At 41.9% G+C, this 9,631-nt stretch carries 8 protein-coding genes and 1 other RNA gene; 3 read left to right on the top strand and 6 right to left on the bottom strand.

Features of this window, described 5'->3' with window-relative positions:
* On the top strand, positions 1–564 hold a 564-nt coding region (locus HLH18_RS09430), incomplete at its 5' end, for a M28 family peptidase (RefSeq protein ID WP_171546616.1).
* A 252-nt stretch (positions 565–816) separates the two neighbouring features.
* Here HLH18_RS09430 and lon read toward each other — a convergent pair.
* The 3 genes from lon to HLH18_RS09415 all read right to left on the bottom strand — a co-directional run bounded on the left by lon (position 817) and on the right by HLH18_RS09415 (position 4,406).
* Entirely contained in the window at positions 817–3,243 is a 2,427-nt protein-coding gene (gene lon / locus HLH18_RS09425) for an endopeptidase La (protein WP_171546615.1), read from the bottom strand.
* Positions 3,244–3,389: 146 nt separating this feature from the next.
* Positions 3,390–3,977: a 5-formyltetrahydrofolate cyclo-ligase gene (locus HLH18_RS09420; protein ID WP_171546614.1), complete on the bottom strand. Its 588-nt coding sequence runs from the start codon at positions 3,975–3,977 to the stop codon at positions 3,390–3,392.
* A gap of 48 nt (positions 3,978–4,025) precedes the next feature.
* A complete protein-coding gene (locus HLH18_RS09415) occupies positions 4,026–4,406 on the bottom strand; it encodes a MerR family transcriptional regulator (RefSeq protein ID WP_171546613.1) in 381 nt (126 codons plus the stop codon).
* An 82-nt stretch (positions 4,407–4,488) separates the two neighbouring features.
* On the opposite strand from HLH18_RS09415, the gene HLH18_RS09410 reads away from it, so the two are divergent.
* Entirely contained in the window at positions 4,489–7,581 is a 3,093-nt protein-coding gene (locus tag HLH18_RS09410; RefSeq protein ID WP_171546612.1) for a heavy metal translocating P-type ATPase, read from the top strand.
* A gap of 167 nt (positions 7,582–7,748) precedes the next feature.
* On the opposite strand, the gene ssrS is transcribed toward HLH18_RS09410, so the two are convergent.
* The 3 genes from ssrS to HLH18_RS09395 form a co-directional block, all read right to left on the bottom strand.
* Positions 7,749–7,932: non-coding RNA, 6S RNA (gene ssrS, locus HLH18_RS09405), on the bottom strand.
* A gap of 100 nt (positions 7,933–8,032) precedes the next feature.
* Positions 8,033–8,317 (bottom strand): cell division protein ZapA, encoded by a 285-nt coding sequence (locus tag HLH18_RS09400; protein WP_067724073.1) that lies wholly within the window; start codon positions 8,315–8,317, stop codon positions 8,033–8,035.
* A gap of 2 nt (positions 8,318–8,319) precedes the next feature.
* Positions 8,320–8,871: a hypothetical protein gene (locus HLH18_RS09395; protein ID WP_067724074.1), complete on the bottom strand. Its 552-nt coding sequence runs from the start codon at positions 8,869–8,871 to the stop codon at positions 8,320–8,322.
* A 64-nt stretch (positions 8,872–8,935) separates the two neighbouring features.
* On the opposite strand from HLH18_RS09395, the gene HLH18_RS09390 reads away from it, so the two are divergent.
* Complete coding sequence (locus HLH18_RS09390) at positions 8,936–9,565, top strand: UPF0149 family protein (RefSeq protein ID WP_171546611.1); 630 nt, start codon at positions 8,936–8,938, stop codon at positions 9,563–9,565.
* Positions 9,566–9,631: the final 66 nt, after the last annotated feature.

Genomic DNA, 9,631 nt, shown 5'->3' with positions numbered 1-9,631 from the left:
GTAATTGAAACGGCACGCATTTTAGCGCAGCAAAAATCGCAGCTCGTAAATAATGTGGAATTTGTATTTTATACCTTGCAAGAACCGCCATTTTTCAAGACCGAGCAGATGGGAAGTTATGTGCATGCCAAATCGGTACAGGCACAAAAGGATCAGATTCAAGGGGTCTATATCTTGGAGATGATTGGCTACTATGATGAAAATCTTGTGCAGCAATATCCCGTGGGTTTGAAGTGGGTTTATCCAAGGCATGGTAATTTTATTGCAGCAGTGAGTAATCTACAGTCCTATGATTTGGGGATAAATTACTGTGAATCGATGCTGATATTTAATCGGTTGGAATGTCAGAGAGTGGTTGCACCGTCTTTTGTGTCAGCAATGGAATTTTCTGATCATGTTAATTACTGGAAATTCGGGATACCCGCCATGATGATTACCGATACCGCTTCTTTTCGAAATAAGCATTACCATACCCATGGCGATAGTTTGAAAACACTGAATATTGGAAAAATGGCCAATGTAGTAGACGGGCTGGCTTATAGTTTAATGGTTCAATCTAACTGATACTGATAAAGAACGCATAAAAAACGCAGCCCCTTAATGGATACTGGGACTGCGATCAAAAGGTCATCCACCTGGAGATGTAGATGACCATTCACATAACTTGTTAATCAGAAACTTACAGCGCATCTGTGTCTCTATAATAATAAATGAGGGTCAGATGTAGATTTTTCAAGCTTATGCTTTACTAATATAGTAAAACTTTTCATCATAAAAAAAGAGAGCCGAAGCTCTCTTTTTTGTATCGAAATGCGATTAATGACGTGCAGCTTTGCCTTCTGCAACCGGTTTTACAATCGGATTTTTTGGCAAAGGTTTTGGTGTTTCGATTAAGGCAAATGGCAAGATCTCATCGATACTTTTCACTGCTTTAATTTCAAGACCTGCTTTCACGTTATCTGGAATTTCCACCAAGTCACGGACGTTCTCTTGAGGGATGAATACCAGTTTAATGCCACCGCGATGTGCAGCTAACAGTTTCTCTTTTAAGCCACCAATACGCATTGCACGGCCACTCAGGTTGGTTTCACCGGTCATGGCGATATCAGCGCGAACTGGAATGCCAGTGAAGGCAGAAATCAAGGCGGTGGTTAATGCCAAACCTGCAGATGGACCATCTTTCGGGGTTGCACCTTCAGGTAAATGCACATGGATATCGGTTTCTTCAAATCTTGAAGCCTCAATACCGAGTGCATCTGCACGGGTACGAACCACAGTCATTGCAGCGGTAATGGATTCTTTCATGACGTCACCGAGTGAACCGGTGGTAATGAATTTACCCTTACCTTTTACCGCAGCAACTTCAATCGAAAGCAATTCACCACCGACTGATGTCCAAGCCAAGCCATTGACACGACCCACTTGCGCTTCTTCTTCTGCCATACCGAAGTCGAACTTGTGTACGCCCAGGTAATCAGACAGGTTTTCAGCAGTTACATCGATATGCAAGTTCTTGGCTTTTTTGCTCACCGCTTCTTTCACGACTTTACGCGCAATTTTTGACACTTCACGTTCCAAGCTACGTACACCCGCTTCGCGAGTATAACGACGCACGATGTCACGAATGGCTTCTTCATGAATGGTCAATTCTTTAGCACGTAACCCGTTGTCCTTAATGGCTTTCGGAACCAGGTAACGTTCAGCAATATTGACTTTTTCCTCTTCGGTATAACCCGGTAGACGAATCACTTCCATACGGTCAAGCAAGGCTTCAGGAATATTCATGCTGTTTGCAGTACAGATGAACATCACTTCAGAAAGATCCAGATCAAGATCTAAATAGTGATCGTTGAACTTGCTGTTTTGTGATGGATCAAGTACTTCAAGCAAGGCAGAAGCAGGGTCGCCACGGTAGTCTTGTGCCATCTTGTCAATTTCGTCGAGTAAGAACAGTGGATTCTTTACGCCTACTTTTGTCAAGGACTGTACAATTTTACCTGGCATCGCACCGATGTAGGTACGACGGTGACCACGGATTTCCGCTTCGTCACGCACGCCACCTAAAGCCATACGCACAAATTCACGACCTGTGGCTTTGGCAATCGATTCACCCAGTGAAGTTTTACCTACCCCTGGAGGACCAACCAGGCAAAGAATTGGACCTTTAAGTTTTTTAACGCGTGATTGAACAGCCAGGTATTCAACAATACGTTGTTTAACTTCATCCAGACCGTAATGATCTGCATCCAATATCTCTTGTGCTTTGTTCAGGTTAATGCTGACTTTGCTGGCTTTATTCCAAGGCGTATCTAAAATCGCCTCAATATAATTGCGCACCACAGCAGCTTCACTTGAAGCAGGTTGCATTGCTTTTAGCTTGCGGAATTCAGATTCGGCTTTTTTACGCACGTGTTCCGGTAAATCAGCTTCTTCAAGACGACGTTCAATTTCAGCAACATCATCTTCAGCACCGCCATTCATGTCGGAAAGTTCACGCTGAATCACCTTCATTTTTTCATTCAGGAAATATTCGCGCTGGTTTTTCTCCATTTGGCGTTTTACCGAGTCATGTAAGGTTTGTTCAATCTGTTGTTCTTCAGATTGTTGTAACAAATAAGTCATGAGCTCAGTCAAATGTGCTTCAAAGTTATCCTGTTCCAGGAACTTTTGTTTTACCTCGATATTCAACGGGACACGAGTGGCCACGAAGAACAACAGTTGTAATAAATCATCGATTTTATTTGCAGCAGTAATCAATTCACGTGCATTACGTAATTTTGCTTCTGCATATTGTGCAAATAAAGCACGCAGTTCTTGCACACGTGTTTCTTGAGACGCAGCTTCAACATTAACTGTCATCGGGCTAATCGCATGTTCGGCCGATAAATATTCATCGTTGTCGATGATTTTTACCAGTTTAGAACGCTGTAAACCCTCAATGAGTACTTTTATACAGTTTTCATCATTTTCATGATTCACAACTTGCACAATCTTCGCGACAGTACCGTATTGATATAAGTTGTCGTGATCAATTTCTTCTGTAAGAGAATCTTGTTGTGCAACTACAAATACGAGATTGTCACTGTTACGAGCCACGTCAACTGCTTTGATCGATTTTTCACGACCTACAAATAACGCAATTTGCATGTGAGGATAAACCACCACATCTCGTAGCGCTAAAAGCGGTAGTACGCTTGGAACCTGTGTAGCTAAGGTTTCTTGATTCATAATAATTTCAGACATGGGCACTCCTAATGAGTAACAACGGTGTTGCCATATTTTTATAGTGAAGTGTATTTCAAAAATTACAAGGGTAGGGACAAGGAAAATGTATAAAAAATGAGTAAATATGTGATTTTAAAGTGTTCCTAGTCGTCAAAAATACCAGTTTAGCGTTTGAAACGTAAATATTTTGAGGGTGTAATCAAGGCATCCAGCGGTTGATCCCAGATTTCCCGGTGTAAGCGTTGTTGAATAAGCTGAAAGTCATGGGCAATCCCTAAACGAAAAGGGATTTTTTCTGCACTGGCCAAGGTTCTATCGTAGAAGCCACCACCCATGCCTATACGTGTGCCATAAATGTCACATGCGAGTAAAGGTATGATTAACAGGTCGAGTTTAGATACATGAAAGCCACGACCCGCCGCCGGTTCTTTCATGCCAAGGGGATGATATGAAAATCGATTGTTTCGGTATTGGTGTTGCGTGATTTTGACCCAGTGCAATTGCTTATTCATGTTGCAAATCATCGGCAGATAAACATCTTTATGCTGTTTAAAACAGTATTCAATGATTTGTCTAGTCTGAATTTCACCAAAGGCATGCAGATAAATGCCAATTTTTTTTGCATGCTGAAAAGATTTTAGACGGATGAGTTGCTGGAGTATTTTTTGTTGAGATTGTTTGTGTTGAAAGCTGGAAACGGCTCTACGTTGATGTCGAAGTTGTTTGCGTAAAATTTTTAAATCCGTTGACATCACTTATTTGTCCCCAAAAAATACAAAAATATTCATCGAAAATGGAGTTTACCTGTTTTTCAGCTGTTTCAAAATCGGACAACTGCTTTCATTGGTGGTTTTACATTCATCCACCCAACTGCTTAAACGGGTCTTTAGAGCCTGTAATTCCTGAATCCTTTGATCAATTTTTTCTAGACGTTGCTCAATGACCTGTCTCACTTGTGCACGATCATCAAGTTGAAGTTGCAGTAATTCCTGTATCTCACTGAGTTGTAGTCCAGCATCTTTACCTTTTTGAATAAAGCTTAACGTTTCAATGTCTTTATCATTGTAATAACGATAACTCTGCGTGGTTTCAGGCACGCGCATTAAACCGATGCGTTGATAATAGCGAATGGTTTCAATATTGACATGACACTGTTTAGCCAGTTTTCCGATGGTGAGCATAAAATATCCTCAAATGACTTGACTCTGTACCTAGGTACAGACTTTATGCTAACACAATGAAAGAATAAAACAGGTGAGCCGGATGAATGAGCAACAAAAATCTTCCTGCTGTGCAAAACAGGATTCAGTCCTTGAATTAGTGAAAGTTGATCCAGTCTGTGGAATGAACGTTCCGGAAAGTTCAGAATATTATTTTGAGTATCTGGGGAAAAAATATTTATTTTGTTGTGATAGCTGCAAACAAAAGTTTATTAAAAATCCTGAAGCTTACCTTCAAGAAACCAAGCCTAAATCAGGCTGTGGCTGTGCAAATAAAGCCAAAGTTGTAGCGGCTTCATCTTCATGTTGTGGCGGTCAAAAAGCTGAAGCAGAGCAATATTCTGATCCGGTCTGCGGCATGACCGTGACAGATTTGTCCAAACCGCATACCGAATATTCAGGACAACTTTATTATTTCTGCTGTCAGAGCTGTTTGAATAAATTTCAGGCCAATCCAGAACAGTATTTAGAAAAAGAAGCTGCGAAAACTTCGGGATGTGGTTGTGCATCTAAATCAAAAGCAGATGAAAAAAAATCTTGCTGTGGTTCTCAAAATCAACCACCAGTAGCGCAATCATCAGGTTGTTGTGCGGGGAATAAAGCGCAAACCGCAGAACAGGTGAGTGAAACAACTATTGATCCCGTCTGTGGCATGCAGGTCAAAACAGATTCTAAATTTCATGCCCAGTTTGAATCACAGGATTATTATTTCTGTTCAGAACGCTGTCTGAATAAATTTACCCAGCAGCCAGAACAATATGTGCAAACTAAGCAGACAGCATCCTCCTGCTGTGCTTCACCAGAAAAAGTGGTAGTTGAAGAAAAGACATCTTCCTGTTGTGGGGGAGCGCATGATTCATCATTACATGGTTCAGAAATCGATCCTGTTTGCGGTATGTCGGTAGATACGTCAACCGATTTAAAAACCGATTATTTGGACAAAACCTACTATTTCTGTAATCCATCTTGTTTGGAAAAATTTAAAGGCGATCCTGAATTTTATCTGATTCCAGCCGATCAGCGTCCTGTACCTGAGGGGGCTGCGGATATGGATTATACCTGTCCCATGGATCCTGAAATTGTGCAAAAAGGACCGGGAACCTGTCCAATCTGTGGTATGGCTTTAGAGCCGATGCAACCGACCTTAAATGATGCACCGAATCCTGAACTGGTCGATTTTAGTCATCGTTTCTGGATGACTTTGCCGCTGACTTTAATTGTCTTTGTCATGGCCATGGGTTCGCATATTCATGCCTTTATTCCGCAGCATATTCAGCCGTGGATTGAACTGGTGCTTTCTATTCCCGTCATCCTTTGGGCAGGGAAACCTTTTATCGAACGTTGCTGGATCTCTTATAAAACCCGCAATCTGAACATGTGGAGTTTGATTGGGGTCGGGGTGCTGGCAGCATTTATTTACAGTGTGATCGCAACGGTTTTTCCATCACTGATTCCTATGCAGGCCAAAACAGGTCATGGGGTAGCCGTGTATTATGAAGCAGCTTGTATGATTGTATCCTTGAGTTTACTTGGGCAAATCATGGAGCTGAAAGCCCGAGCCAAAACCGCAGATGCGTTAAAATCACTGCTGAAACTGCAACCGCATACCGCAAAACTGGTGCAGCATGATCAGGTGGTGGAAGTAGATATTGGCATGGTGAAACAGGGAGATATCTTGCAGATTTCTTCAGGGGATCAAATTCCACTGGATGGCATTGTGGTGGAAGGCAAAACTTATGTCGATGAAGCGATGATGACGGGTGAGCCTGTACCGGTTAAAAAAGAAGTTGATGACCGGGTGATTGGTGGTACTGTTAACCAACAGGGTAGTATTCGCATTCAAACCACTGCAGTAGGTGCCAATACCACTTTAGCCAAAATGATTCAGACTGTAGCCGAAGCACAGCGCTCCAAAGCGCCGTTGCAAAGACTCGCCGATGTATTTGCCAAATATTTTGTGGTGATTGTTTTAGCAATTAGTGTGCTGACCTTTATTGCCTGGATGGTGTTTGGTAAAGCGCAATTTGATCTGGCGTTGATGTGTGCGGTAGCAGTACTCATTATCGCCTGTCCATGTGCCTTAGGCTTGGCAACGCCGATGTCAGTGATGGCAACCACAGGTCGGGCAGCGCAAAAAGGTGTGCTGTTTAAAGATGCTGAAGCCATTGAAGCCTTAAGCAAAGTCACTACTTTAATTGTCGATAAAACCGGGACCTTGACTGAAGGTAAACCGAGCCTGAAAGAGATTAAATTGCTTTCAGAGCATGTACAGCAAGCGCAAGTGGAACAATGGATTGCATCGATTGAACAGTATTCAACCCATCCGATTGCCCAGACTTTAACCAAGCTTGTTCCCCATGAGCAACTGATTAAAGTCAATGATTTTGAAGATGTCGCAGGCTTTGGGGTGAAAGGGCAGATTGATGATCAAACCCTGTATGTGGGCAGTCAAAAGCTGATTGATCAATTGGGTTTACAGCTAGCTAAACAGGCTCAAGAGAAACTGGATGCTCAACGGGCAACTGGTAATGTGATTAGTTTTCTGGCTAATGAGCAGCATGTTCTGGCTTATATTTCCATTCATGATGCGATTAAACCTAATGCGCATCAGGTGATTGATCAACTGATTGCCGATGGCATAGAAGTAGTCATGGCAACAGGTGACCATGAAAAAAATGCAAAATTGATCGCAGCAGAACTGGGAATTCAGCATGTTTATGGCAACTGTACCCCGACCGAAAAATTAGACATTGTGAAAAAATATCAGGCCCAAGGGAAAGTTGTGGCAATGGCAGGTGACGGTATTAACGATGCACCTGCACTAGCACAAGCCAACGTCGGGATTGCAATGGGCAATGGTACCGATATTGCCAAGCAAACAGCTCAAGTGACTTTAGTGAAAGGAGATATTCGTGGTGTGGCAGATGCCATTCATATGGCGAAACTGGGCGTGAAAAACATGAAGCAGAATTTGGCATTTTCCTTTGTCTATAATGGTTTAGGTGTGCCAGTGGCTGCGGGGATTTTTTATCCATTAACAGGTTTGTTGTTGACCCCGATGTTTGCAGCTGTAGCGATGTCACTCAGTTCTTTGTCAGTAGTCATCAACGCTTTGCGTCTGCAAAAATCTCGATAATGTAATATTAGAAGTGAAGTGACGTACCCAAGATGCAAGTCTTGGGTATTTTTTTACATAAAATATCAATGAAAATAGCTTAAAGACAATGAGATTGAATAATAAAATTATTTAAAATATAAAATGTATGAAGAAATATTGTAATAAATAATGCTGAGAATAATAAAAAACACTCCGAAGATGCCGCTGCATGTCATTACCCTGAACCCGAAGAAGTTCAAGGTGGACGCGACGCATACTTGCTGGGTTTCCCATTCGAAGATGGGCATACACTCTAAATATGCAGAACACAATCCGTAGATTTAAGTATCGGCAGGGATATAGACGCGCTGGCGAACACCTCAGAGATAGAGTAAGTATAACCAATAATCACGTATTGGCAAATCATCCGTGTGAAGGAACTGTAAACTTAGATTTCAACTGCCGATACTTTACCCAATTTGAAGAAAAATTAAGCCAAATCATCCACATCTTCTAAAATGGTCGCCAACAAGCGTTCGCAGTGGGCATACTCTTGCAATGATTTATTCATCGCCAGAACCTCTTGCATCAGCTCCAAAGCCACCATAATAATCAGTTTAGTTGGCTCTAGACGTGGGGCTTTACGACGAAAATCATCATATTTTTCATTTAACAATTCAGCCGCACGTTCCAGATCAGCCTTTTCAGTTTCAGTGGTAGCTAAACGAAAATTATGTCCCAATACCCGCAATTCAACAGCAATTTGTTCACTCATGCTTAAATGTCCTCATTGGCTTCTGTTGGGTGAGCAAGTTGTTGAATTTCTTGCGCGTGCTGATCTTGAGCAGTCCCTAAAATAGACAAGCGCTGAATAATCGCTTCAACCTTGGCCTTGGCATGTTCATTTTTTTGTAACAATCTTTCTCGTTCCTGCTGCAAAGCTTGAATTTCCTGTTGAGCAAGACGTTGTTCATTTTGCATTTTTTCTTTAATGACACGTAATTCATTACGTTCAGCCAGAATTTCCTGAAAACGATTTTTAAGATCGGTACAACTTTTTTCTAAACGACTATAACGATCAGCTAAAGAAGTCGCATCGGTGTTCAATTGCTTGAACTGGGAGCGTGCATCGCTTAATTGCTCGCTAAGATCGTCTATTTCTTCTTGTTTCTTGGTGATGATGCCGTTCTTTTGCACAATTTGGGCATGATGATGTTCGGCAGAATTTTCTTTTGCCGCGGTGAGTGCACTATTTTCACTTTCATAATGCGTAAGTCGCGTTTTTAAAACGCCAATATGCGCCTGTAGACGCTGTAATTCTTCTAACATATGGTAGTCGCACAGTATTGCAAACAAAGGTAATATATACGAAGTATAGAGATTGGATAAACGAATGCAAGACGATATTTCAGGTTGGTCGGAATGGCACCACAATTTTTCAAAAATTGAAGAGATTTCAAGCCCTAGTGAGTTACATGGGTTACTTACGGGTATTATTTGTGTTACTCAGGCACCCACCAGCGATGAATGGCAACAAATTTTAGCAACCCTTGAAATTCCCGCATTGGATGAACACGTTCTGAATTTGCTCACAGATGAAGCAGAAGATATTTCTCATGCTTTATCGGACGATGAACTGGACTATTTACCATTGCTTCCGGATGACGAACACGTTCTTGCGGATCGTGTACAAGCATTGGCAGACTGGTGTGCCGGGGTTGTACTCGGTTTCGGTTTGGCTTCAGGTCATATCCGTCCAGATGAAGTCGAATGGATTGAACATCTTCAAGATGTTGCAGCGGTCGAGTTTGAAGAATCTGACGATGACGAAGAAGGCGAAGCAAGCTATCAAGAACTTTATGAATTTGTGCGCTTAATTCCTGTTAGCTTGTCATTGGGACGCAAAAAAGTAGAAATTGCAGAAACACCATTGCTGAAAAAGCTTCAGCCTCAATTGAAACGTGCAGCTTCAACAGATGCAAGCAGTGTTGTAGAAATGTTTACCCCACATCGTCCGAGCTAATTAGGATGATTCTGGTCCAACAACAGGCTATTTAAAAAGTTATAACCTCCACTCATAAAAGACAAA

The sequence above is a fragment of the Acinetobacter sp. ANC 5414 genome, from assembly GCF_013004295.1.
GTDB lineage: Bacteria > Pseudomonadota > Gammaproteobacteria > Pseudomonadales > Moraxellaceae > Acinetobacter.
Note: the sequence above shows the minus strand (reverse complement) of the source record. Positions and strands in the feature narration are given on the sequence as shown.

Excerpts from the sequence above, each read along its gene's own strand:
- lon (WP_171546615.1), bottom strand. The coding sequence starts at position 3,243 with ATGTCTGAAATTATTATGAATCAAGAAACCTTAGCTACACAGGTTCCA.
- HLH18_RS09420 (WP_171546614.1), bottom strand. The coding sequence starts at position 3,977 with ATGTCAACGGATTTAAAAATTTTACGCAAACAACTTCGACATCAACGT.
- HLH18_RS09415 (WP_171546613.1), bottom strand. The coding sequence starts at position 4,406 with ATGCTCACCATCGGAAAACTGGCTAAACAGTGTCATGTCAATATTGAA.
- HLH18_RS09410 (WP_171546612.1), top strand. The coding sequence starts at position 4,489 with ATGAATGAGCAACAAAAATCTTCCTGCTGTGCAAAACAGGATTCAGTC.
- HLH18_RS09400 (WP_067724073.1), bottom strand. The coding sequence starts at position 8,317 with ATGAGTGAACAAATTGCTGTTGAATTGCGGGTATTGGGACATAATTTT.
- HLH18_RS09395 (WP_067724074.1), bottom strand. The coding sequence starts at position 8,871 with ATGTTAGAAGAATTACAGCGTCTACAGGCGCATATTGGCGTTTTAAAA.
- HLH18_RS09390 (WP_171546611.1), top strand. The coding sequence starts at position 8,936 with ATGCAAGACGATATTTCAGGTTGGTCGGAATGGCACCACAATTTTTCA.